Below are 23,251 nucleotides of genomic sequence, written 5' to 3'. Positions count from 1 at the left end.
GTTGAATGAGATCTATTATTTCAACATCAAACGCAGGTGAGTTCTTCGATGGATCGACGCCACGCCCTGGCCGTAGCCGCCTTGTCTGCTCTGCCGTTCGCCCTTGGTGGCACGCTGCCGGTTATGGCCGCCGGCAATGCGAAAACCAACCGCGAGTTACTGCAGGCCTTCCTCGACGCATTGACCGCGCATGATATGGAAAAGTTCAAGTCGCTCTATGTAGCCGACGGCTATATTCAGCATCAGGCGTTAGCGACCAACGCAGCCTCGCTTGCCGGGCGCGAGGCCGTTGTCACGTATTTCGCCAAGCGCATCGAAGCCTTTCCCGACCTCGTCGTGACCAGTGATGCCTCCCTGACCGAGGGGGATCTGATCTGCGCCAATCTTGTCTACACCGGCACGCATAGGGGTGAGTATCTCGGTATCCAACCGACCGGTAAGCGCGTGACATTCAATTCCACCGACATCATCAAGATTCGTGACGGCGTCTTTGTCGAGCACTGGGGGGCGGCAGACCTGTTCGGTCTCGCCCAGCAATTGCGCGGATGAAACACAGGCCATAACGGCATCGATTATTGAAAGACCGTGCTACCAGTGGTTCGTTATCGAACCTGTCTAGCGGTTGCTCGAAATCATCCAAGGGGGGGTGGCGAAGCTATGGCGCAGCTTCGCGACGTGTCGGGTTGCCCCGGATCAGCTTCGAGTTGCGCCGACCCTCTGAAAATTAGTTTCCACAATCGATTGTGCAAGCGCGCGCTTGCCTGTATTTAGGCCCCGAACAGTTGCGGCACGATGGTGGGTTTCACCCCTGGTCACGCCACACCGATCGAGTTGATCGACCTGCCATCGCCTCGGTCACAAGGTGGCCGATCGATTCGAATTTGGACCTAAATGCTCGAAGGACCGGAGACATCGATGCGCATTCTGATTACGGGCGCGGCCGGAATGATCGGGCAAAAACTGGTCAAGAGATTAGCCGCGAACGGCTCGCTGGGCGGGCGCCAGATATCGGCGCTGCAGCTGCAGGATGTGGTCGCCCCGGCGGACATCCAGATTGCGGACGTATTGGTGACGAAGCATGTCGGCGACCTCGCCGATCCAAGCGCCGCGGAAGCCCTTGTCGCGACGAAACCGGACGTCGTCTTCCATCTCGCCGGCGTCGTTTCAGGAGAGGCTGAGTCGAACTTCGAGCTGGGCTACCGCGTGAATGTCGAGGCGTCACGACTACTTTTCGAGGCGATCCGCGCGCTGGCGTATCGGCCGAAGGTGGTGTTCTCGTCGTCGTCCGCCGCCTTCGGCGGCCCCTTTCCAGGGATCGTGCCCGATACGTTTCACCTGACGCCGCTGACCTCGTACGGCACCCAGAAGATGATCGTCGAGGGCCTGCTCGCCGATTACACGCGACGCGGATTCATAGACGGAATCGGGATTCGCCTGCCGACCATTTGCGTCAGGCCCGGCAAGCCGAACATGGCTGCTTCGGGCTTCAAGTCGGGGCTCATTCGCGAGCCGCTCAATGGCATCCCGGCGTTGTTGCCAGTGCCACGATCGTTCCGGGGCTCCAGCGTAAGCCCGCGTTCCGCGGTCAATTTTCTGCTCCATGCCGCAGAGCTCGATGGAGAGCGAGTGGGACCACGCCGCAATCTGAGTATGCCGGCGGTGATCTGCACCGTCGAAGAGCAGATCGAAGCCCTGCGGCGCGTTGCCGGCGACGACGTCATTCGGCTGATCCAGGATGAACCCGACGAGACGATCTGGCGAATTGTGCAGACGTGGCCGCAAGGGTTCGAAGCGACGCGGGCCAGGGAGCTCGGTTTCAAATCCGAAAGCGACTTCGACGAGATCATCCGAATTTATATCGAGGAAGATCTGCCGACCTTTCGCCAACATCAATCCCCTTAGCAGACACGTTTAATTGCCTGGCCTCACTTGATTTGACGTGCTGTGCACCACAGGAATCGCATGACAAAGAGAGCTTACGAAACCCTTCGCAGCGCCCGCTGGTATGCACCTGACGACGTGCGCTCTCAAAGCGTCAGATCGCGGACGAAACAGATGGGCTACGGAGCGGAGGACTATGCCGGCAAACCCATCGTCGCGATCATTACGACCTGGAGTGACCTCAACCCCTGCCATTCCCATTTCCCCCAGCGGGTTACCGACGTCAAGCGCGGTGTCTTTCAGGCGGGCGGCTTTCCCGTTGAACTGCCCGCCATGGCGCTTGGCGAAGTATTCATGAAGCCATCGACAATGCTCTATCGCAATCTGCTGGCGATGGAGGTCGAAGAGCAACTTCGTGCCAACCCGGTCGACGGCGTCGTGCTGATGGGTGGCTGTGACAAGACGGTGCCCGCCCTTCTGATGGCTGCCTTCAGTATGAACATCCCGGCGATCTTCGTTCCTGCCGGACCCATGCTGAGCGGTAACTGGCGAGGGCAGCGCCTCGGGAGCGGCAGCGACGTCTGGAAGTTCTGGGCGGAGCGCCGGGCAGGGCAGCTCGACCAGAAGGCCATGGAAGGCCTGGAGAACGGGATCGCCCGCTCGGCGGGAACCTGCATGACCATGGGGACGGCATCGACCATGGCGGCGATCACCGAAGCCCTCGGAATGGCGCTGCCGGGTGCGGCGTCGATTCCCGCGGTTGACGCGGATCATGCCCGAATGGCGGCGTCGGCAGGGCGCCGGGTCGTCGATCTGATCTGGGAAGACACCAAGCCCAGGGACATCCTGACGACCGGGAGCTTCGACAATGCCATCAAGGTGACGATGGCGATGGGCGGCTCGACCAACGCGGTGGTGCATCTTCTTGCCTTGGCAGGCCGGGCCGGCATCCCATTGTCATTGGAACGGTTCGACGACTTCTCTGCGTCGATACCCTTCATCGCCAACGTCAGGCCCTCCGGAAAGTATCTGATGGAGGACTTCCATTTTGCGGGAGGCGTGGGTGCTGTCCTGAAGGTCCTCTCGGATCATCTGGATTTGACCGCCGGATCAGTGACAGGAAAAACTCTTGGAGAAAACATCGGCGAGTTCGAGGTCTATCTTCCCGACGTCATTCACTCGCTGGACAATCCGGTAGAAAAGGCGGGTGGGCTCGTCGTGTTGAAAGGAAACCTAGCCCCCGACGGGGCGATCATCAAGCGAACGGCGATGGAAGGCCGCTTGTTGAAGCATCGAGGCACGGCCGTAATCTTCCGGGATTACAACGACATGGCCCGTCGGATCGACGATCCGGATTTGGATGTCGATGAGAACTCCGTGCTCGTCCTGCAAAATTGCGGACCCAATGGCGGTCCTGGCATGCCGGAGTGGGGGCAATTGCCGATACCCAAGAAGCTTCTCGCACGAGGTGTGCGCGATATGGTGCGGATATCGGACGCCCGCATGAGCGGCACGAGCTATGGCGCTTGCGTACTGCATGTCGCGCCGGAGTCTTTCGTCGGTGGTCCGTTGGGGCTGATCAAGGACGGCGACGTCATCGAACTGGATGTCGAGCGGCGCGTACTCAACGTCGAGCTTTCGGTCCAAGAGCTTGAGGCACGCAAGGCGAATTGGAAGCAACCCGAGAAACGCTATGAGCGCGGCTACGGACTTATGTTTTCACGGCACGTCACGCAAGCAAATCTCGGTTGCGATTTCGATTTCCTGGAGGGCACCAACTTCACGCCGGAGCCGGAAATTCACTAGCTTGGTGGCTGGGCATAATTGTGATCGTCACGCTCGAGTATGGGAAGGTGCAATGTCAAAAAAAGACCGCGATCGTAACGGGTGCCGGCGCAGGAGTAGGCAAGGCGACCGCGGTCGCCTTGCTGGAAGCGGGATGGAGCGTTGTATTCTGCGGGCGCACGCGAACAACACTGGAAGCTGCGGCTTCGTCGAGCACACAGGGTGACGGCCGCGCGCTCGTTGTCCCATGCGACGTGACAAGCCCGGATGACGTGAAGGTTTTGTTTGAAACGACGCTGAAGTCATTTGGACGCGTCGATCTTCTCTTCAACAATGCAGGCAGCGGCTATCCCTCGACATTGATCGACGAGATACCGGTAGAGGCATGGAACCAGGTCGTAGCCGTAAACTTGACCGGTCGTTTCTCTGCGCTCGGGAAGCGTTCGGCGTCATGCGTTCGCAAAGTCCTCAAGGCGGCCGGATAATCAACAATGGCTCGGTCTCAGCCCATGCGCCACGGCCCGGGTCCGTGCCATATACAGCCACGAAACATGCGATCAGCGGATTGACCAAGACGTTGGCCCTGGATGGGAGGCCGTTCTCCATCGCCTCGGCCAGATAGACATCGGAAATGCCGCGACAGACATGACGGCACGAATGATTGCGGGCGTGCCGCAAGCAGACGGTTCGAAGCGTCCCGAATCACGAATGCACGGGTTGCCCGAGATCAGCTTCGAGTCGGGCGGATCCCTAGGAAAAATATGTTTCACAATCGATTGTGCAAGCGCGCGCTTGCCTGTATTTAGAATCTCACATCGGCCGGCAAGGTCGACGGAGTTGGCTGCTGCAGGCCTGGGAGAGCGAAATGGTGGCTGATGTGGCTGGAGGGCCAAAGGGGGGAATTGGGGGCCCATCGCGGCCGCAGGATCGCGAAGGTTCGATATCGTGTCGGTAGTCGTTCTGGATGTTGGAAAAACCAACCTGAAGGCGAGCCTCGTCGCGGACGATGGAGAGGTCATACGCTCTCTTGAAGCGGAGAACCGCTCAATAGAGGGGAATGGCTATCTCGTCCAGGATCTGGAGGCCGCCTGGCGTTTCATGTTCCAGTCCCTTTGCGGGCTGTCGGAGCTCAACAAGGTCTCCGACGTCATCGTCAGCACGCACGGTTCATCGGCGATGATCGTCAATCAGGACGGGTCGACGACGCCGCTTCCCGACTATGAATCGACCATGCCGGCCGAGCTGGACATACTTTACGCGGAAGTCGCCGACGGGCTCGATGAGCGTGGCGCCAACATAGGGCTTGGCGCGACAAATATTGCCAAGCAGCTGTTCTGGATACAGCTGAAGCACCCCGATCTTTTCGCGAAGGCGGCCACGCTGATGCCGGCGCCCCAATATTGGGCTTGGCGGCTCTCCGGCGTTGCGTCGATGGACATCACCAGCCTTACCGCCCAGTCTCACCTGTGGAATGCGCGAGAGAAAAGGCTCACGTCCCTGGTCGCCAGACAGGGATGGCAGCATCTCATGGCTCCGGTGAGGATGCCCTCGCATGTGCTTGGGCCGATATCGGGTCATCTGGTGGATCTGTGCGGACGGCTCGGTGGCGTCCATGTTCGTTGCGGCGTCCACGACAGCGCGGCAAACTTTCACCGCTACCAGGCAGCCGGCTTCACCGACGTGACATTGCTGTCTTGCGGAACTTGGCTGGTCGGGCTGAGCGACACGAAATCGAATTCGATCCCGCCTGGGATCGACGTGACCTTTCAGCAGTCGGCGCTTGATGTCCCGCTGACGAGCTGCCGGGCGATGGCAGGGCGCGAGTTTGAGATTTTGACCGGCGGCAGACGCGATATTGCCACCGTGGATTCCGTCAACAGGATCCTCGAATCGAACATTTTCGCACTGCCGAGCTTCGTGCCGCGCGGGGGACTGTTTCCCGACGCGGGCAACAGGGGAAGAGTTGTCGGCCCCATGCCGACTGATCCCCTCGATCGCACGGCTCTGGCGATCGTCTACTACGCTATGCTCGCGAATGTCTGCGCCGCTTATCTTGGGGATCAGCGGCGGCTCATCGTCGACGGAAACGTGACTGCGCAACCAATTCTCGGCGCCCTGCTCGCGTCGCTCGATCCAGAGCGGCGCGTCCTCATCGCATCGGCAAAGAACGGTACGGCGACGGGCGCAGCTCTGCTGGCGGGGATCGCCCATCCAAATCGGCTGCGGTTCGAAACCATCGACTGCGGCGGCCTGAATGTGACCGCGCTACGGGACTATCATCGGGCCTGGCGCCAACAGATTGACGAATCCAACTATGGAGACCATCGGTGACACTTGAACTAAGACAACAGATGATCGAAACCTGCCTGCGGATGAATTCTTCAGGCATCAACCAGGGAACCTCGGGTAACCTCTCCGTGCGTAGCGGGAAAGGCTTCCTGATCACCCCGACGAGCTTGCGCTACGAGGTGATGAAACCGGAAGATATTGTCGAGATGGATTTTGAAGGAGGCTATTATGGTGCGCGTCTGCCGTCTTCCGAGTGGCGGTTCCATCGCGACATCCTGAACGAGCGTTCGGACCGAAACGCCGTGCTGCACTGCCATTCATCTTTCGCGACGTCCTTCTCGTGCCACCGCCGCCAGATCGAGGCTTTCCACTATATGATCGGCATAGCCGGCGGGAACACCATCCGCTGCGCCGACTATGCGCCCTATGGCACCCAGGAATTGTCGGAGAACGCGTTAAAGGCGCTGCAGGGACGCGACGCGTGCCTGCTCGCCAATCACGGCCAGATCGCCGTCGGCCGCGATCTTAACCATGCCTTGCGCATTGCCAACGAAGTGGAGACGCTGGCGCGACAGTACATTCAGTCGCTTGCGATGGGCGAGCCAATCCTGCTCACCGACGAGGAAATGGACCATGTGCTGCGCCAGATGAAGCAGATGTCCTACGGCAACGCGCCAGATCTGGAGGGCGCCACCATCCGTCTGATACCAAAGGAAAACCATACGGGATGATTGATTCTGTGCGGCGGGCTGGCGAATCGCTGGCTCGATGCCATGCGCCAAGACAACTCATAACTAAATATATGTCATAGTCCGACCGGATACCGGTACGTTGCGGGGCCAGACCGGCTCAATAACGCCCATGTCGATCACTCCAAAGCCCCATTGTCGTGCAGGGCTGATTCAAACATGGGTCAATTCTCAATGGAAATGTCATATGCTGCCGGATCAGTTCTCGGTGGCAAATCAACACCTAGCCTCGGTTCAAGGGTATTGCGCGCCACCTCAATGTGGGATCAGGCAGCTGCCTTTGGGGCTCGTTAGGGCCGGATCGTTATCATGCCATTTCACAACCGACTGTGTAAGATTGATATCCTCTAAGGAATACGGAATCACAGCACCTGAGGTGAATTTTTGGCTATCGACAATCAACAACGCTCCACGATTTATGAACTCTCGAAAAAAGCTGGTCTTTCCGTCTCGACGATCAGTGCTGTATTGAGTGGGACTTGGTCGAGGCGGGGCATCTCAGCCCGGACGGCGGAGGCTGTGAAAGCGCTGGCAAAAGCGCACAATTACATGCCGAACAGGCAGGCCCAGGGCCTTCGCAAGTCCGTCTCGCAAATGACGGGACTGATGATCCCCTCGCACAACAGCCGGTTTTTCGCAGCGGTTGCACAGAGCTTCGAACTGAACGTTCGCCGTCGGGGAAAATGTCCTATCGTGGTTAGCGCCGGTCGTGATCCGGCCACCGAACGTGAAACCGCTAAGACATTGATTTCGTACTCTATTGAGGGTTTAGTTATCTGCGGTGCAGCCGACCCGGATGGAGTCCATGAGATTTGCAGTTCTGCTGGGCAGCGCCATGTCAACATAGACCTTCCCGGGTCGAAAGTATCGTCTGTCATCAGCGATAATTTCAATGGCGGCTTGACCCTGACGAGCGCAATTATTGAGACTGGAAACAAGGACGGCCTGCGGGCTAATGATATTCATTTTTTCGGGGGCTGCAGTGAGGTCTCAACGCTCGATCGTATTCGCGGATTCAAGGTCGCTGTCGACAACTTTGCCGGTCCACCGACCGACGAGGTCATTCATTTTACTGGCTATGACCCTGCGAAAACATGCGAAGCCTTCGAGACGTATTATCAGAACCATGGCCGTGTCCCGCGTCGTATTTTCCTGAACAGTACGCTCAATTACGAAGGATTTCTTCGCTTTTCATCTCGCCATCCAGATCTTGATCTGTCCGATATCGAAATTGGTTGCTGCGACTACGATCCTTTTGCGTCATTTTGTATTTTCCGAACATGGATGATAAAGCAAGACGTGGTCGCAATGATGGAGAAGGCTTTTGATATCCTGGATAAGGATTCAGGGGACCCAACCATCTACTACATAACGCCGATACTGGTTCCTCCCAGATCTTCCCTTCCGACGCCGGAGTTGACGATGATCAATGTCGAAACGGACGCGATATAGGCCGCGAGCTACCGGTTCTCTGGCGCACGAATGAGATCACGATGGTGGTCAGGGTACGTCGCCATTTTGACGTTTTGTAGGGTAAGTCCCTGTCCCCGTGCTGCGCGCTAGCTTGCGGCCCGTTCTTCAAATCCTGCCTGTCGCGCTTTCTCTGATCGCCGACCTCGATCGTAATAAAAAGAACTTGCCATCACAATCGATTGTGGACCATACYTGGGCACCCTGAGGGCGAGGAGATCGCGTTACAGCCATTGGAGGGATTGAGAATTTCTCAGCGCTAGAGGAGGGGCCCGTCTGCCTGGCAGCGGCGGCTTGGCTCCGCCCCAGACGCTGACTGTTCCGGGTTCATTTCTCTGGAGTGGGTCGAGATCCGGTCGGATTTCAGCAGGCAGCGCCCAAGATAAAGAGACGATCATGAAGAGTGAAAAATTCCTATTCTTATTTCTGATGGCCCCCGCCTTTGCATTCTTGGCGCTGTTTTATCTGGTCCCTATTTTCTCCTTTCTTCCTCAAGCTTTTCTAAAGGATAGTGCTGGCGATATACTGGCGCAAACCTATAGGCAGATTGCTCTCGACAAGGGTCAGGCGGAGCCTACGGACGATGCGCTCAAGGTACTTTTCAGTGACCTGCGATCGGCTGCGCGCAGCGATGTGGGACAGCTCGCGCACAGCGTCGGATCAAGCAGCGGCGCCTTGCGCATCATGTTGCTCAAAACCAGCGCGGAGGCCAGGAAAACCGATGAGTTGCCCGAAGACATCCGAGCGTGGTTCGCCGCAATTGATGATCTTTGGCTGCAAGAATCGACGTGGAAAATGCTGGAAGCCGAAGGCCAGCGCTTCACGCTTCGGTATCTTTCGATCACGGCCCCATGGGGAAACCGCGCGGCTGAGCAGATCCAGTTTTCCGAAGTTTTCATGCGCACCATCGGCGTTGCAACGGGTGTTGCAGCGCTGTGCTTTCTCATCGCGGCGCCCGCAGCCTATTCGATTAGCGTCGCATCCGGTCGCACAGCGCGCATGATGATTGCCTGTGTCCTCGTTTCGCTTTGGACATCGATCCTCGTTCGCACGCTCAGCTGGATCATCATATTTCAAAATGAGGGCGTCCTGACTGCGATCGGGAGGGCTCTCTTTTCTTCCAACTTGTCCTACGGAATACTTGGAACACGCAGTGCCGTTATCGTAGGTATGGTACACTTGCTATTACCTTATATGATCTTGTCGCTGCATGAAGGCCTGAAGCGTATCCCGATACAGCAATATTTTGCTGCGACTAGTCTTGGTGCCTCTACCTTCCGAGCGGTCTTGCTCGTCTACTTGCCTCAGATGCGGCCGGCGATCACCGCCGGACTATCGATAGTCATTACGCTTACGCTCGGATTCTACCTGACGCCGCTCCTGCTGGGCGGCCCGCAAGATCAGTTGCTTGCATACTACACGGCCTTCTTTGCCCAACGCATGGGCGACTGGCATGTTTCAGCGGCATTAAGCGTCTGGCTCACCTTACTGGTGGCGGGATTCGCTTTGACCGGCGCGGCATTGAGCCCCGCGAAGAATTCCAGCAAACGGTTGGGTAAGTTGGTATGAGGCCGACATCGGCACAAGCGATAGACACCGTCGCCCGGTTGGGCGGTGCGACCGTAATCGCATTTCTCATTCTGCCGCTCTTTGTCATTCTGGCTGTGTCGCTGAATGACGGGAATTTCTTCACGCTTCCGCGGGATGGCGTCTCGCTCCGCTGGTATTCGAAGGTCTTGACAGACCCCGAATGGGGGCAAGCGGCGCGCAACAGTCTCTATGTTGCTTGCTTTTCAACGGTTATCGCCGTGGCTCTGGGCGCAACGGCTGGCTGCGGCGTTGCATTATTGAAAGGAAAAACCTCTGCAATCGGATATGGAACACTTATGCTTCCTTTGATAATGCCGAGTATTATCGCAGCTTTGGCAATATATATATCGTTTAACGCATGGGGTCTAACCGACACGCGCGCCGGGCTGATCGTTGCGCATGCAGCGCTTGGCATTCCGTTTGTGGTAGTTACAACCTCCGCGTCGATGCGCAAATACGATACGCGTCTTTACATCGCGGCGCTGAGCTTGGGCGCCGGCAGGGTAGAGGCGGTTCGGCATGCAGTGCTTCCGTCCCTCGTTCCATCTCTGGCGGCGGGCGCCATCTATGCCTTCCACGCGTCTTTCGATGAGTCCATCATCGTGCTCCTTCTTGCGCAGCCAGATCAAACGACGCTGCCGCAGCGGATCTTCTCTGGACTGACATCAAGCATAGCACCGGATGTCGCAGTCGTCTCTGTGATGACGACCTTTGCTACGATCATGTTACTTTGCCTGTTCTTGATCGCCGAGCGCTTCCAGTCGAAACGAATTCCGTCAATGTCGTGATTCAATAAAACTATTTGCTATTGCACAAATGCCAACGCTAGCGAAAGTACCTCTCTTGTCTGAAATAAGTTCGAGCAAAGCAGGTGTGATTGTCGAAAAAGGAGCCGGACCCAGTGGGGAGCGCCCGTTCTGTTCATTCTCGGGCATAAGCAAAAGTTTCGATGGAAAGACATACGCGCTTGAGGATCTGAACCTCGAAGTGCGTGAGGGGGAATTGCTAACCTGTCTTGGTCCGTCAGGATCAGGGAAGACCACGACGCTCATGCTGCTGGCCGGTTTCCTGGCCAAGGACCGAGGCGAGATATTCTTTCGCGGGCGGCCCATCGGAGGTTTGGCTGCGTCGAAGCGCAATCTGGGTGTGGTCTTTCAAAGCTACGCCCTGTTCCCGCACATGACGGTAGCCGAAAACATATCTTTCCCGCTGCGAATGCGGAAGCTCGCGAAGCCGGAGATCCAGATCAAGGTACAGCGAGCATTGACGATGACCCGATTGGTGCAGTTTGCCCACCGGATGCCGCATCAATTGTCAGGGGGGCAGCAACAGCGGGTTGCGCTGGCTCGCGCGCTTGTCTTCGAGCCAGATATGGTCCTGCTCGATGAACCACTGGCAGCGCTCGACAAAAGCTTGAGGGATGAATTGCAGTTCGAGATCCGCCGGCTGCACAAGGAAAATGGTGTAACGATGCTGTACGTTACACACGATCAGACCGAGGCGCTCACTTTGTCCGATCGTATTGCTGTATTCAACAATGGAAAAGTCGAACAGCTTGCCGCTCCGGAGGAACTCTACAATCATCCGGCGTCGCTTTTTGTCGCGGGTTTCATCGGAAATACCAACCTCTTGCCGGCGGAATTTGTGCGTCACGAGGACGGGTTGGTTATCGCTCGCTTGCAGGATGGGACAATTGTCCGCTCCGCATCCGCAAACCCTACCTGTTCGTCGGGCAACTGTTTGATAGCGATCCGACCAGAGCGCCTCCACATCGCCGAAACCGCGCCGTTCGAGAACAGTCTCTCCGCGACAGTCACCGACCTGATCTTTCAGGGGAGCACTCTGATCGTCGAGATCAAGTTTGCGGGCCGATCCCCATTGACTGTCGCTGTGCGGCCCGATCAGGCCGCCGGGCTCGCCCGCGGAGACGATATCCGGATCACCTGGCGCAGCAGCGCCGCCCGATGCTTTCCAGCTGCATAATTCCTCAGTTTTCCTTCGTGGAAGAAAAATTCCTAGACCGTCGCACGATAATAGAAAAGGAGCCAGAATGATCAAATTTTTCAAGTTCAGCGACATCGAACCCAAGTTCAGCCCACGAGGGACCGCAACCCACGTCATGGTGGATAATCTGACGGGCGCGCAAATGTCCGGAGGCATTGCGCAATTCAAGGATACCGAGATAGCTTTTGAATTCTGGTATGAGGAATGCATGTTCTGCCTCTCAATTGAGGAAAGCTTCTCGGTCGAGGTTGACGGTCGGGAACACTTCATGAGCCCTGGCGACATGATTTGGTACAGGGAAGGCACCAAGGCGATCTGGCGCGCAAAGGGCAAGGCGGTGCTCATCTTTGCCATCACCCCTCCGACCTGGGTTGATACCCGGCCCGAGCGGATTCCCGTGCCGGCGCGCCTCGAACCGAGCTTTTCCTCATAAGCTTTACGCCACCGTCTAACCAGAGGTTAGGTTCCTGGGAACTCCTCTCGCCATCCCCGTAACCTTTGATAACGAACGCGTGATGGCGGTCCAGTGTCGGACATTGATCGTTGTTCGGATTCCCGGTGGTCTTCGCGCAAGCGGCGATCTCGGTTCGAGGTAGGAAGACCCAACAATATCAACGAGAAAGGGAACGAACATGAAAACAAGCAAGAGGATCTTGCAGGTCGCGTCATTGACGATGGCTTTGGCCGCCAGTGCTATGACGCTGACTGCTGCGGACTCGGCGGAACTCAGCGTGGCGACCTATGGCGGCGCCTATATGGACGCTGTGAAGCAGGCGTATTGGCAGCCGTTCACGACTGCAACCGGCACGAATGTGATTGGGAGCACAACCGAAGACAGCATGGGCGTCCTGCGCGCGCTCGCCACGGCTTCGCCCTCGAAGTGGGACGTGATGGAAACCGACGTTGTTACGGCGATCGAAGCCTGTAACGAAGGCCTCATTCTGCCCCTCGACAAGTCGAAGTTGCCAGTCGCCGACCTACTTCCGCACACGCTGCAAGAGTGCGCCGTAGCATCGGCGTCTGTCGCCGTGGCGTTGGTGGTCGCTAGAGGAAAATTCGGGAGCGATGAACCGAAGACATGGCAGGACTTTTGGGATACGAAGCGTTTTCCGGGCAAGCGAGGGATGGCCCGGTACATACAGAATGTCGCGACGGTGGTGCTGCTCGCGGATGGCGTGCCTCGCGAGAAAATTAGCGAGGAACTTAGAAAACCAAATGCGAGGGACCGAATTTTCCGCAAGTTGTCCGAGATAAAGGGAGACCTCGTCTTCCTCGATACGGGCGCCGAATTCGTTCAAGGTCTCATTTCCGGTACGTATGACATGGCTCTTGGTTGGAACGCCCGAGTCGATACCGCAAATAAGGAATCGGGAGGCAAGTTTGGGATTGTCTGGTCGGCGGGCTACAGTCTCGGTTTAAATGCATACATCATACCCAAGACAACAGGTCAGCCACAGGCTGCCATGGACTACATTTCATTTGTCGCAGCGCCGCAAGTCGAGGCAGATTTTATGCGTCTGTTCCCCTACGGCACGGCGAACCTGAAAGCCTACGCTCTCGTCACACCAGAGGTTAGCGCAAAATTGCCCTCGTCGCCCGAAAATCTGCCTTACGCGGTTTCGGACGACTATGATTTCTGGGGAAGTCATTACGCCGAATGGCAGGAGGCGTTTGAGGCATGGATCGCCGCTAAATAGCGACAGTGTCCTCAGGACGGCGCGCCGTCGCGCCGCCCTGTCTCGACCAGTTGCATGCCGGTGCCGACTTCTTAGAAGGGCATCGGCTAGTCTTAAGACCGGTTGTCCGCTTCTGCCAATAAGGCGGATCGTCCTACAAAGCGCCAGGCGAGCCGATGCAAAACGGCTATGTCGAGAGCTTCAACGGCCGGATGCGCGACGAGCCTTTGAATGAGAGCCTGTTCTTCGGCCTCGACCACGCCCGCAGTGCCATCGCCGAATGGAGGCAGGACTTCAACGCCGCCAAGCCTCATTCCTCGCTCGGATACCAGCCCCCGGCATCCTTCGCCGGCATCGCAACCGGCTCCGACGCTACGCTCGTTGATGGCTTCACGTCTCCGCCGGTTGCTCAACCCGCGCCCTGCGGCGTAACAGAAACCGCCGAGGCTCTAATCGCCGCTGGATGACAGTTCAGTGGCAGGTCATGGTCTTTATCGGCTGAACCGATCGCTCGGCCTTGAATGCACTGTGGTCGCGCCATCGTTGATTTCAAGGTACCCTGCGATCGGGTGAAGACACCCCCCCGGCAGGCCGTCGAATTGGCCAGGTTATTGCGCGCCGGCGAACTGACGGCGCTTTGGGTTCCCGATGAAGGCCACGAAGCCGGAGGTGAGGCCTTGACGCGCTCAGAAAACCGATTAACTTCGGGCACAATCGTTTGTGCTCTTGACACCGACTGATGCCTTGCATCGTCCGGTCGAGATCTTATTGGCTGAACAAGTAGAGGGAATTTACATGCCAAAACTGTACAAGGTCGCAGATATTAAGAGGGAATTCACGCCACGCGGGTCGTCCACTCATGTCTTTGTAGACGACAAAGATAACGCCAGCATGGCAGCTGGCGTTGTATACTTCAAAGACTCCAATATCGATTTTAAACTTTGGTACGATGAAGTCATGTTCTGCTTATCCGTGGAAGATAGCTTTTCTATCGTGGTCGACGGAGAAGAGAATTTTATGAAGCCCGGCGACATGATGTGGTTGCCGGCGGGAACCTCTCTGATTTGGCGGTCGAAGGGCACGTCGGCGGCGATATTTGCGGTCACGCCTCCCGACTGGGCCGCTAGACGGCCTACGGCCTAGATTTGTAGCCTCAACAGGTTGTCCTCGTTTAGGGCCGAGGCGACTGATAGGTGGTTTGGACTTGAGGCTGCCGTGCGGACGGTGCCAATTGTCTCTGTCCAGCCGTACCGGCAATTCAACGGCGCGGCGGGCTGAGGTCGGATAGGCGGCGGCTTAACCCATTCGCGCAGCGCCGCCTAGGTGAAGCACCCGGCCTAGAGCGACCCCTGGTCTTTGGAACGAGGGCGTTTCCGTTTTTCTACCAACCACTTGGAGCTGATGAGATAATGGAAATTACCGGAAAGACCGCTCTCATATTTATGCTCACCGATCCCGTCGCACACGTCCGCGGCACGATCATTGTCAACAAGAGCTTCGAGGCTTTAGGGGTCGACGCGGTGTTCGCGCCGCTCCACGTCCGGCCCGCTGATCTCGCCTCTAGTCTTGAGGCATTGCGAAGGATGCTTAATGTGGTCGGGCTAGGTATCACGGCTCCCCACAAGATTGCCGTGATCCCTCATCTCGAACACATGACGGAAGTCGCAAGACGGGTTGGTGCGGTGAACGCAATCCGCTTCAACGCCGATCGAACGTTGACCGGAACCAACACGGACGGGGCGGGCTTCATCGCTGGTCTTGCTGCCAACAATATCTCGGTAGCGGGACGTCGTGCCCTGATCGTTGGGGCCGGGGGTGTAGCTCGCGCTATCGCCTTTGCCTTAGCGGACGAAGGATTGGTAGAGCTCGTCCTGGCGAACCGAAATACGGAGCGTGCAGTTGCTCTTGCCGCAGAAATAGCGGCCGTCGTCCCGTCCTGCCGAACTGTGGTTCGCGATGCGAATGCGCAGGACGTAGCTGCGGGAATGGACTTGGTGGTGAACGCCACCAGTCTTGGGATGAAGGAAGGCGATCCCATGCCCTTTAGCATTGCCGCCATGGAGCCAGCAGCCATTGTTGCCGAAGTAGTCGTCAATCCGGTGATGACGCCGCTGCTTCAGGCAGCTGCTGAACGCGGCCACGCGATCGTCTCCGGCGCGGAGATGCTCAAACCACAGCCGCGTCTGGAAGCGGAGTTCTTAGGGCTTCTGCCTAATCGAAGGGGGTAGGCACACAACGATGCGACAATTACGTGAGATACGAGAAAGGCCGAAAATCCGGCCTCGGGGAGGGTGCCACAAGTTATGAACTTGCGGCAACATATACGCGTTGCGTACCTGCCCAGTCGTGACTCCATGTCGGCCTGACGTGAGCGAAGCGGGGGCATTCGCGGTGGTGCTGGAGAAGGGCCCCACGGTCCGATGCGCGTCAAGGACGGTCAATGGCGGAAAAGGCGCATGAGCATTCCGATCGCACGAATCGTCGCCGAGTTGCGCATGGCCGTGGCCGGATGGCGTCAGAGTGGCCCGAAGGTCGCTGTCGTGCCGACTATGGATGCCTTGCATGAAGGCCATCTGAGCTTGGTACGTGCCGCGCTCGCCAATCGAAACGTGCGACGAGGCGAAAGCTGGGAACAGATGACAAACCGTTCAGCGGCAGCGTAGGATCATTCATTAACAGGGTAGGTTGGTCTCCGCAAATCGAGCGGTTTGCCGTAAACAAAATCGGCCAACCCTCATGAGTTTTTCAGATTAGCAGGGTATCGTTTTTGAAAAACACCCGGGCCACTATCGCCGATATCGCCGCTAAGGCTGGCGTCAGCCCGTCAACAGTAGATCGAGTGCTGAACTCACGGCTTCCGGTCAAGGGGAAAACCGCTGAGCGGGTGTTATCGGCGGCCCGTGAACTGCGTTATCACGGCACAAACCTGATGATGCAGAGGATTGATGAAAGTCGCGGGTCGGTGTCTGTCGGGCTTGCCCTCCAGCACAAAACCAATCCTTTTTTCCGACAATTGGCTGAGGAGATCAACGCCTATGCCAAGCATGCCCGACCCGAATGCCGCAGCATTTTGATCGAAGACTTTAGCGACCTGACCCCAAAGGGCATGGGGCGTGCGCTGCACCAGCTGGCTGCAAAGGTCGATGTGGTCGGCGTCATGGCTTTCGACCATCCTGCGGTGAATGAGGCCGTCTCTCTGCTCGCCGACATTGCAAAACCCGTCGTCGCCATCGTGTCCAATCTTTCAGCGCCTCGCCTTGCCGGCTATGTCGGGATCGATCACCAGAAAGCGGGACGTACCGCAGGATGGTCCTTGTCGAAGCTCCTCAATCGCTCTGGCAAGATCGGCATGCTGATCGAAAGCTATCAGTACCGTGCCTACCAGGAGCGAGAGATAGGTCTTCGCAATTACATTCTCGAGCACGAACCGGGTATGGAACTATGCGAGGGCGTCTACGGAATCGCTACCAACTCTGTCGTCGAGAGAATGTTCGAGGAATTACTCGCCCGTCATCCCGATTTAAGGGGGCTCTATTTTATCGGAGCCGGTGTGGCGGCGGTTTTGCGGACGCTCGAAACCTTACCTCCCGAACGTCGTCTCCACGTCGTCTGTCACGAACTGACGCCGGTGACCCGTGCGGCGCTGGCTTCCGGAACGGTCGGAATTGTTCTCGATTCGCCGCGCAAGGACCTCGCGCGCGAGATTGTTGACCAATTGGTTCGCCGCGGCTTGAATCCAGCCTCGGATCCCCGCTCCACCCATGTCGAATTTCGCCTGTATTGCCCCGAAAACCTGTAGGCTCCTGCGCCCGCAAAAAGACGTCACGATCGCTCAAACGAGCACGACGGGGCAGCGCTGACCAACCATACGATATTTCATAAACGTTGACGTTGACCAATGCGCTCGCATGCCAAAAGGCCGACAGGCGCTGGACCACCACACGAGGCATGATCTCGGTCGAAAAGGCGCATCGGGCCGAAAACCAGCCATTCATTCATGCTTTGCGGTTGGGAGCCGCGTTCTCAGCGCGTTTTGCGTGAATTTTCCTGTTGCGCAACGTGGTCAAAAGCGATGCATTTCAATGCTCCCCACCCGGTCCCAGATCAAGGCGGTTGCCATGTTTGATATATCACCCTACCGTAGTTGCAAAACGCAAATGTGAGGGACGATGGTCAGCATTCGAAGTGAGTTTCTGCATGCCAAGTTCACATCGTGGCGTGCGGAGTTGGTGGGGTTTGGCGATCATTCAGGCCGCGAATTTCTCTGGGATGGAGACGCAGACATCTGGAAGGGGACATCACCGATCCTGTTTCCCATCGTGGGTAGGGTTCCCAACGACAGCGTGATGATCGGCGGCCGGCTATATGGCTTACGTCAGCACGGATTTGCACCATCCAGTGAATTTGCCCTCATGGCCGCCGAGGAAGGTAGCTGCATCTTCCGGCTGGAGGCAAGCGCCGCCACGCGGGAGCTCTATCCTTTCAACTTTTGCCTGGATGTAGCCTACGGCTTGAACAGGAACACCCTAACCATGACGGCGAAGGTGACCAACCGCAGTGCGGACGTCATGCCTTACTCGTTCGGGTTCCATCCGGGGTTTCGCTGGCCTCTTCCTGATGCCGGAGAACGGCTTGAACATTTCATCGAATTTGAGGAGGAGGAATCCTGCGCTCTGCGTAGACTATCTGCAGGTCTTCTGGACCCGAAACCATATCCGAGTCCGGTCGCGGGCAGGAGGATTGAATTGCGCGATGAGCTATTCAGCGACGAAGCCATGATGTTTTTCGATCTTGAATCGCGACGTTTACGCTATGGCTCCGGCAAGGGAAGCTACCTTGAAATCGAATGGCGAAACCTACCCCACCTGGGCATCTGGACAAAACCTTTGGCCGGCTACGTTTGCATCGAGCCTTGGCAAGGTTTCCCCACGCCTCTCGGCTTTGATGGCGAACTTTCAGAAAAGCCTGGCATTCTCTTGCTTCAACCTGGTGAACATCGGGATTTCGAGATGTCGATCACTGTCATTGGCCGTGATCCGACTTAACTCGCCTACAATGCAGCCAAGGCATGATTGTGAGGACCGAATTGGCTTCCACCACTCGCACTTTCCGACGTCCGGCTTCACATACATGGCTAGTGCGGACTGCCCGCTGAGGCTCGTCCAGCCATCGTTGTGTCCGGGGTCCCGAAGTGCGCGCTATTGGTGAGGACCCCCTTGCGCCTATGGCGTTGATGGTGCCGATGCCTCGGTCTACGACCACATCGAGGAAGCCAATCGGTTCAAGCTCACGCGACCATCATCTTTGCCAACTGCTTCAGATTTAGCCCTTCAGTCTGCAACAATTCCGGATCGCTGATTGTTTGCGCTGCGATAAGCATCTCGCTCAGCCTGACATCCTTTGCCAGGATGTTACCTTCAGCGAGCGCGCTGACGGCGACGATCCGATTGGCTTCGTCTAGGTGAAAAAGAAACAGGCCTGCGACGCCCTTTCGCCGAACGGTCCGGACTGCGGAATTCGGTAGACCAGCGACCTGGAGGGTCAGTTCATACTGATCGGACCAGAACCAAGGCATCCCAGTGAATTGCTGTGCGCGGCCAAGCATGTTCAATGCAGCTGTGCGACCTTGGTCCTTGGCCGCTCGCCAGCTCTCCAAACGGACGGATTCACCGCTAGTCGTGGGAAAGCAACAGCAATCGCCGGCTGCAAACACATCAGGATCCGTCGTTCGCAAATGCGCATCAACGGAAATGCCGTTGGATACCGCCAGACCTGCATCCTGTGCAAGCGCGGTCACCGGTTGCGAACCAATGCCGGCCAGCACTACATCGGCCTGGAAAGTGCTTCCATCGGCAAACCGCAGCTCCTGGGTCCGTCCGTTCGTAGCAATTCCTGTCAGTTTCTGGCTGCACGAAATGCGAACACCAGCACCCACATGCCTGTTGTGCAATGCAGCGGCGATTTCTGCCGGCACTGCCCGTGAGAGAATTCGTGGAAGACCTTCAAAGACCGAAACCTCGCAGCCATTCTGGCGCGCACTCGCGGCTATCTCCAAGCCGATGAAACCAGCGCCAACAATCGCGATCTGCAGGCGGTGAGAGATCGCTTGCCGCACCAGGCGGGCGTCGTCCAATGTTCGGAGATAGACACAGCTCTCGCCGCCTGGAACAGGTAGCCGTCGAGGCACGGACCCGGTCGCTAACAATAGTCTCGAATAGGCGAGACTGCCGCCGCCTACGAATTTGACTGTACGGGAGGGCCGCTGGATGCTGCTGATCGTCTTGCCGCGATGCAATGTGATCTGGTGACTTGCGAAAGCCTCCAAGGGGCGGATCGAACGGCCGGGTTCACTCTCACCATCCACCGGAAGCTTGGACAGCGGAGGTTTTTCGTAGGGTACATGCAACTCGGATCCGAAGAGATCGATCGGGCCGTCATAACCGCATTCTCTCAAAGAGAAAGCGGCGCTGACGCCAGCTTCTCCGGCGCCAACGATAATAATGCCGCTCACGTCGTCGTCTGGACGTTCACGAAGACCCGCCCGGCCTGGATGCGCACCAGATAGATTGTAAGGTTGATGCACACCGGGGCACCCTTGGCCTGGCCGGTCTTGTAATTGAATCTTCCGTTATGTTTCGGACATTCGATGATGTCTCCCATCACCAGGCCATCGGCAAGGTGAATCTTTTCATGCGTGCAAAGCCCTTCCGTGGCAAAGAAGTTTCCGTCGGGACTGTGATAAATCGCGAAGGTCCTCCCTTCGTAATCAAATCGTGCAACATCCTCTTCATCGATGTCATCGGTGGCGCAGGCGTCAATCCAGTTGTCTGAAGTCATGATAAGATCCGATCGGGGTCGTGGTGTTTGATCCGCGGGGTTATTCTGCTGCAACCACGGTTGCGCCAGTTTTGTGCAACTCCGGTCGATAGGCTTTTGCGTGGGGCGGGAGCGCACGCGTGATGTACCAATTGGGGTCCTTCCGCTGCCGAATAATGGCGGGGATGATCTCTGCATAGGCGTGGAAGGTGCTGCGATAGGGGGTGGGCATGTCGTGGAGCGTCAGCCTGTGGAGCGCCGGCAGCTTGTGGTAGGGGACCATGGGGAACATGTGGTGTTCCACATGATAGTTCATGTTCCAGTAGATGAACCGCAGAACTGGATTGACGTAAATCGTCCGGGCGCAAAGCCTGTGGTCAAGTACGTTTTCCTCTAATCCGGCGTGTTGGGTGATGGCGAGATAGTAGGAGAGCCATCCGCCATACATGCTTGGAAGCGGGCCAATCAGCAGCACCGGCAGCCATGATCCCAGATAGACGGCAACCGCTACGATACCCAGATGAATGATCAGCAGAAGTCGCGCTGTGCGGTAGATGCTCGGACGCTCCATGTCGGGAACAAAAGACGCTTCTTCCGGATTTAGCTTCCCAAATGCGTGTTTGATCATGTTCTTGAATGTCAACGGAACCCGACGAATGCCGAAAACCGCCATGACCATTCTTGCGAGGTCTGCCGGTCGCATTGTTACAATTTCAGGATCGCGTCCGATAATGGTCGTGTCGGTATGGTGCCGAGCGTGACTCCAGCGCCAGATCTTGGGCTCCCGCAGCATCATGAAGCACGCAATATTGTAAACAAGATCGCTCAGCCAGCGTGTCTTGAACGCGGTGCCATGTCCCGTCTCATGCCAGCGCGCATCCGACGCCGAACCGTAATACACGCCGTAGACGGCCAGGATCGGTACGCACCAGAAGCTTCCCCAGGTGATGTAGGCTCCAAATGCCAGAGACCCGAGAATGGCAAACCATAGAAGGGTATCGCGGATCGCGGGGCCGTCGGAACGTTTCATAAGTTCTTTCAGCTTCGCCCGCCCAATGTCGGTATGATACCATTCTGCCGCAGCGATGCCTTCCTCGATCGCTGCTGTCGCGTCCCGGCCCAGCAGGCTGTAATCCCGTTTGAACTCGCGAATTCGCGCCATCTACCTTGCCTCCGGTTGCCGACTTCAAAGAGCTGTTGGTGCGCTCGGCCGACAAAGGTAAAGCCGAACACCCTGCTTCTTGCAATGAAATGTCCAACAAATATATCAAAACTGTCAGACCCTGGATTTGCAAAATGACATGTTTGTGTCATTTTCGGCGAAGGTTGTCCTGGTGCGGAGAGGCATAAATCGCTGCACGGCTGCGAGCTTTCTGGCCATATCGGTAACGTGGGCACCTTCTTTGAAGCTGTGGTGGGACCGCTCGTCGCGTCAAAACTCTGACAGTTTCGGCTTAACTCGGATGCGGGATTCAGGGTGGCAGTGAATATAGGTCAAAATCCGCATATTTGACATATCAAAAATATCACCGGATGTCCGTTTCCTTAAGTTTGCGAAGCACGTGGAAGGGGAGGCAATTCGCGAAAAGCCATAAATCGTGCGGAGATATTGCTTGCGCAGCCGATCACGCCAGACTAGATATCATATATCAGAGAGTTAGCAGAATGGCGTTCCACGCGCATTACCCCCAAGACGCGCTTCTAACCCAGCTCGACAAAGGCGCTCCTCCTATGGAGGTTGGAGTCCCTATCAATCGTGTCGGCGAGCAGGGATGGAGGTTGCTGAGTGAAGACCTGCCATTGCCGGTGGCGGTGCTCAAAGAGAAAAGCCTCCGTCACAACAGCGAATGGATGAAGGCGTTTCTGGCCCAGGGCGGAGCAGTTCTTGCTCCGCATGGTAAAACGACCATGAGCCCGGCGCTATTCGACCTGCAGCTTGCGGATGGCGCATGGGCGATCACCGTTTCCACGCCCCATCAGGTTCAAGTCGTGCGCAGATTCGGTTACAAACGCATCTTCCTTGCAAATCAGCTGATTGGCGCAAAGGCGATCGACTACGTCATTTCTGAATTGGCCCGGGACGCCGAATTCGAGTTCTTGTTCCTGGTCGACTCTGCGGTCAATCTTGAAGCAATCGCCAAGGCAGCACGAAAGGCGAAGCTCCAGCGTCCGCTCGATGCCCTCGTGGAGATCGGATATCCAGGTGGCCGCACCGGTTGCCGCAGTGTCGAAGAGGCGCTGAACCTTGCGCGGGCCGTGAGCAGGACCGAAGCCGTGACGCTGCGCGGCGTGGAAGGTTTCGAGGGACTTCTAAAGGGCGCAGACAATGCGGGGACACTCGCATTAGTCCATTCGTTCCTCGATAAAATGGTGCAGTTCGCTCAGGCATGTGACCTTGAAAACCTTTGGGGCGCCGAAACTGTCATCCTGAGTGCCGGCGGATCCGCGTACTATGATGTTGTCGCGGAGAAACTGGGTTCCGCAGCGCTTTCGAAAAAGAACATGGTTCTGGTTCGCTCGGGTTGCTACATCACGCATGACTCAATCCTGTACGCCAAGGCAGTTCAGGCGCTGCGGGAAAGAAATCCAGGGTTGGCTGACGCGCGTGGCGGACTGACACCGGCGTTGGAAGTTTGGGCCTATGTCCAATCGAGGCCGGAGACCGAGAAGCTCATCGCGGCACTGGGCAAGCGTGACGTCTCGCATGACGACCAGCCGATTCCTCTGCTCTGGTTCCGTCCGGGTTCTGGGATGGAGCACCCTCGACAGCTGTCTCCAGATCACGCCGTGACGCGCTTGAACGATCAGCACTGCCATGTGGCAATTCCTGCCGATTCACCTCTCCAGGTTGGGGATATGGTCGGCTTCGGCATTTCTCATCCCTGTCTCACCTTCGACAAATGGAGAGTCATGCACATAGTTGATGAAAATTATCACATCACGAGTTCCATCCGCACCTATTTCTAACGGGCGAACACGGACAAATTGTCG

The 23,251-nt window shown here is 57.1% G+C and carries 19 protein-coding genes and 5 pseudogenes; 20 read left to right on the top strand and 4 right to left on the bottom strand.

Features of this window, described 5'->3' with window-relative positions; all coding sequences use genetic code 11:
- The first annotated feature begins 48 nt into the window (after nucleotides 1-48).
- The 15 genes and pseudogenes from AC1DXN_RS06095 to AC1DXN_RS06025 all read left to right on the top strand — a co-directional run bounded on the left by AC1DXN_RS06095 (nucleotide 49) and on the right by AC1DXN_RS06025 (nucleotide 14,587).
- Nucleotides 49-549 carry an ester cyclase gene (locus AC1DXN_RS06095; protein ID WP_477269721.1) on the top strand — a complete coding sequence of 167 codons (501 nt, stop codon included), beginning with the start codon at nucleotides 49-51 and terminating at the stop codon, nucleotides 547-549.
- A gap of 366 nt (nucleotides 550-915) precedes the next feature.
- Entirely contained in the window at nucleotides 916-1,902 is a 987-nt protein-coding gene (gene denD / locus AC1DXN_RS06090) for a D-erythronate dehydrogenase (protein WP_477269723.1), read from the top strand.
- 60 nt (nucleotides 1,903-1,962) lie between these two features.
- Nucleotides 1,963-3,687 carry an L-arabinonate dehydratase gene (gene araD, locus AC1DXN_RS06085; RefSeq protein ID WP_477269725.1) on the top strand — a complete coding sequence of 575 codons (1,725 nt, stop codon included), beginning with the start codon at nucleotides 1,963-1,965 and terminating at the stop codon, nucleotides 3,685-3,687.
- A gap of 47 nt (nucleotides 3,688-3,734) precedes the next feature.
- Nucleotides 3,735-4,542: pseudogene (locus AC1DXN_RS06080) on the top strand (SDR family oxidoreductase).
- Nucleotides 4,543-4,611: 69 nt separating this feature from the next.
- Nucleotides 4,612-5,997, top strand: coding sequence for an FGGY family carbohydrate kinase (locus tag AC1DXN_RS06075; RefSeq protein WP_477269727.1), 1,386 nt, complete (start codon nucleotides 4,612-4,614; stop codon nucleotides 5,995-5,997).
- Nucleotides 5,998-6,017: 20 nt separating this feature from the next.
- Nucleotides 6,018-6,686 carry a class II aldolase/adducin family protein gene (locus AC1DXN_RS06070; protein ID WP_477269728.1) on the top strand — a complete coding sequence of 223 codons (669 nt, stop codon included), beginning with the start codon at nucleotides 6,018-6,020 and terminating at the stop codon, nucleotides 6,684-6,686.
- Nucleotides 6,687-7,088: 402 nt separating this feature from the next.
- On the top strand, nucleotides 7,089-8,156 hold the full coding sequence (locus tag AC1DXN_RS06065) for a LacI family DNA-binding transcriptional regulator (protein WP_477269730.1): 1,068 nt from the start codon (nucleotides 7,089-7,091) through the stop codon (nucleotides 8,154-8,156).
- A 414-nt stretch (nucleotides 8,157-8,570) separates the two neighbouring features.
- Nucleotides 8,571-9,743, top strand: a complete 1,173-nt coding sequence (locus AC1DXN_RS06060) for an ABC transporter permease (protein WP_477269732.1) — start codon at nucleotides 8,571-8,573, stop codon at nucleotides 9,741-9,743.
- The gene (locus tag AC1DXN_RS06055; protein ID WP_477269734.1) at nucleotides 9,740-10,552 is read left to right on the top strand and encodes an ABC transporter permease; all 813 of its coding nucleotides are present in this window, start codon (nucleotides 9,740-9,742) and stop codon (nucleotides 10,550-10,552) included. Before AC1DXN_RS06060 ends, AC1DXN_RS06055 begins: the two co-directional genes overlap by 4 nt.
- Nucleotides 10,553-10,637: 85 nt before the next feature.
- On the top strand, nucleotides 10,638-11,747 hold the full coding sequence (locus AC1DXN_RS06050) for an ABC transporter ATP-binding protein (protein ID WP_477269736.1): 1,110 nt from the start codon (nucleotides 10,638-10,640) through the stop codon (nucleotides 11,745-11,747).
- A gap of 67 nt (nucleotides 11,748-11,814) precedes the next feature.
- Nucleotides 11,815-12,201: a hypothetical protein gene (locus AC1DXN_RS06045; RefSeq protein WP_477269738.1), complete on the top strand. Its 387-nt coding sequence runs from the start codon at nucleotides 11,815-11,817 to the stop codon at nucleotides 12,199-12,201.
- A 199-nt stretch (nucleotides 12,202-12,400) separates the two neighbouring features.
- A complete protein-coding gene (locus tag AC1DXN_RS06040; RefSeq protein ID WP_477269740.1) occupies nucleotides 12,401-13,465 on the top strand; it encodes an extracellular solute-binding protein in 1,065 nt (354 codons plus the stop codon).
- A 134-nt stretch (nucleotides 13,466-13,599) separates the two neighbouring features.
- Nucleotides 13,600-13,911 (top strand): annotated as a pseudogene (locus AC1DXN_RS06035) (integrase core domain-containing protein); the annotation flags it as partial.
- Between the two features lie 13 nt (nucleotides 13,912-13,924).
- Nucleotides 13,925-14,109, top strand: a pseudogene (locus AC1DXN_RS06030) (IS110 family transposase); the annotation flags it as partial.
- 103 nt (nucleotides 14,110-14,212) lie between these two features.
- Nucleotides 14,213-14,587, top strand: coding sequence for a hypothetical protein (locus AC1DXN_RS06025; protein WP_477269742.1), 375 nt, complete (start codon nucleotides 14,213-14,215; stop codon nucleotides 14,585-14,587).
- On the opposite strand, the pseudogene AC1DXN_RS06020 reads toward AC1DXN_RS06025, so the two are convergent.
- Nucleotides 14,584-14,760: pseudogene (locus AC1DXN_RS06020) on the bottom strand (IS481 family transposase); the annotation flags it as partial. The gene AC1DXN_RS06025 and the pseudogene AC1DXN_RS06020 sit on opposite strands and share 4 nt — an antisense overlap.
- A 93-nt stretch (nucleotides 14,761-14,853) precedes the next feature.
- Here AC1DXN_RS06020 and AC1DXN_RS06015 point away from each other — a divergent pair.
- The 4 genes and pseudogenes from AC1DXN_RS06015 (at nucleotide 14,854) to AC1DXN_RS06000 (ending at nucleotide 18,489) form a co-directional block, all read left to right on the top strand.
- A complete protein-coding gene (locus AC1DXN_RS06015; protein WP_477269744.1) occupies nucleotides 14,854-15,672 on the top strand; it encodes a shikimate dehydrogenase family protein in 819 nt (272 codons plus the stop codon).
- Between the two features lie 228 nt (nucleotides 15,673-15,900).
- Nucleotides 15,901-16,041, top strand: a pseudogene (locus AC1DXN_RS06010) (pantoate--beta-alanine ligase); the annotation flags it as partial.
- Nucleotides 16,042-16,211: 170 nt separating this feature from the next.
- Nucleotides 16,212-17,243: a LacI family DNA-binding transcriptional regulator gene (locus AC1DXN_RS06005; RefSeq protein ID WP_436260315.1), complete on the top strand. Its 1,032-nt coding sequence runs from the start codon at nucleotides 16,212-16,214 to the stop codon at nucleotides 17,241-17,243.
- Between the two features lie 370 nt (nucleotides 17,244-17,613).
- On the top strand, nucleotides 17,614-18,489 hold the full coding sequence (locus tag AC1DXN_RS06000; protein WP_477269747.1) for an aldose 1-epimerase family protein: 876 nt from the start codon (nucleotides 17,614-17,616) through the stop codon (nucleotides 18,487-18,489).
- A gap of 242 nt (nucleotides 18,490-18,731) precedes the next feature.
- Here the strand turns inward: AC1DXN_RS06000 and AC1DXN_RS05995 are convergent, their stop codons facing one another.
- The 3 genes from AC1DXN_RS05995 to AC1DXN_RS05985 are packed head-to-tail and all read right to left on the bottom strand — an operon-like array spanning nucleotide 18,732 to nucleotide 21,422.
- Nucleotides 18,732-19,955, bottom strand: a complete 1,224-nt coding sequence (locus tag AC1DXN_RS05995) for an NAD(P)/FAD-dependent oxidoreductase (protein WP_477269749.1) — start codon at nucleotides 19,953-19,955, stop codon at nucleotides 18,732-18,734.
- Nucleotides 19,952-20,281, bottom strand: coding sequence for a MocE family 2Fe-2S type ferredoxin (locus tag AC1DXN_RS05990; RefSeq protein ID WP_477269751.1), 330 nt, complete (start codon nucleotides 20,279-20,281; stop codon nucleotides 19,952-19,954). Before AC1DXN_RS05990 ends, AC1DXN_RS05995 begins: the two co-directional genes overlap by 4 nt.
- A gap of 40 nt (nucleotides 20,282-20,321) precedes the next feature.
- Nucleotides 20,322-21,422, bottom strand: coding sequence for a fatty acid desaturase family protein (locus tag AC1DXN_RS05985; RefSeq protein WP_477269752.1), 1,101 nt, complete (start codon nucleotides 21,420-21,422; stop codon nucleotides 20,322-20,324).
- Nucleotides 21,423-21,925: 503 nt separating this feature from the next.
- Between AC1DXN_RS05985 and AC1DXN_RS05980 the strand changes: the two genes are divergently transcribed.
- Nucleotides 21,926-23,227 carry an amino acid deaminase gene (locus AC1DXN_RS05980; RefSeq protein WP_477269753.1) on the top strand — a complete coding sequence of 434 codons (1,302 nt, stop codon included), beginning with the start codon at nucleotides 21,926-21,928 and terminating at the stop codon, nucleotides 23,225-23,227.
- Nucleotides 23,228-23,251: the final 24 nt, after the last annotated feature.

The sequence above is a fragment of the Mesorhizobium sp. P2_H9 genome, from assembly GCF_056403215.1.
The sequence above is the reverse complement of the archived record's forward strand: the minus strand, read 5'-3'. Positions and strand labels throughout refer to the sequence as shown.

Excerpts from the sequence above, each read along its gene's own strand:
- AC1DXN_RS06015 (WP_477269744.1), top strand. The coding sequence starts at position 14,854 with ATGGAAATTACCGGAAAGACCGCTCTCATATTTATGCTCACCGATCCC.
- AC1DXN_RS06070 (WP_477269728.1), top strand. The coding sequence starts at position 6,018 with ATGATCGAAACCTGCCTGCGGATGAATTCTTCAGGCATCAACCAGGGA.
- denD (WP_477269723.1), top strand. The coding sequence starts at position 916 with ATGCGCATTCTGATTACGGGCGCGGCCGGAATGATCGGGCAAAAACTG.
- AC1DXN_RS06045 (WP_477269738.1), top strand. The coding sequence starts at position 11,815 with ATGATCAAATTTTTCAAGTTCAGCGACATCGAACCCAAGTTCAGCCCA.
- AC1DXN_RS05985 (WP_477269752.1), bottom strand. The coding sequence starts at position 21,422 with ATGGCGCGAATTCGCGAGTTCAAACGGGATTACAGCCTGCTGGGCCGG.
- AC1DXN_RS05990 (WP_477269751.1), bottom strand. The coding sequence starts at position 20,281 with ATGACTTCAGACAACTGGATTGACGCCTGCGCCACCGATGACATCGAT.
- AC1DXN_RS06055 (WP_477269734.1), top strand. The coding sequence starts at position 9,740 with ATGAGGCCGACATCGGCACAAGCGATAGACACCGTCGCCCGGTTGGGC.
- AC1DXN_RS06040 (WP_477269740.1), top strand. The coding sequence starts at position 12,401 with ATGAAAACAAGCAAGAGGATCTTGCAGGTCGCGTCATTGACGATGGCT.
- araD (WP_477269725.1), top strand. The coding sequence starts at position 1,963 with ATGACAAAGAGAGCTTACGAAACCCTTCGCAGCGCCCGCTGGTATGCA.
- AC1DXN_RS06000 (WP_477269747.1), top strand. The coding sequence starts at position 17,614 with ATGGTCAGCATTCGAAGTGAGTTTCTGCATGCCAAGTTCACATCGTGG.
- AC1DXN_RS05980 (WP_477269753.1), top strand. The coding sequence starts at position 21,926 with ATGGCGTTCCACGCGCATTACCCCCAAGACGCGCTTCTAACCCAGCTC.
- AC1DXN_RS06095 (WP_477269721.1), top strand. The coding sequence starts at position 49 with ATGGATCGACGCCACGCCCTGGCCGTAGCCGCCTTGTCTGCTCTGCCG.
- AC1DXN_RS06060 (WP_477269732.1), top strand. The coding sequence starts at position 8,571 with ATGAAGAGTGAAAAATTCCTATTCTTATTTCTGATGGCCCCCGCCTTT.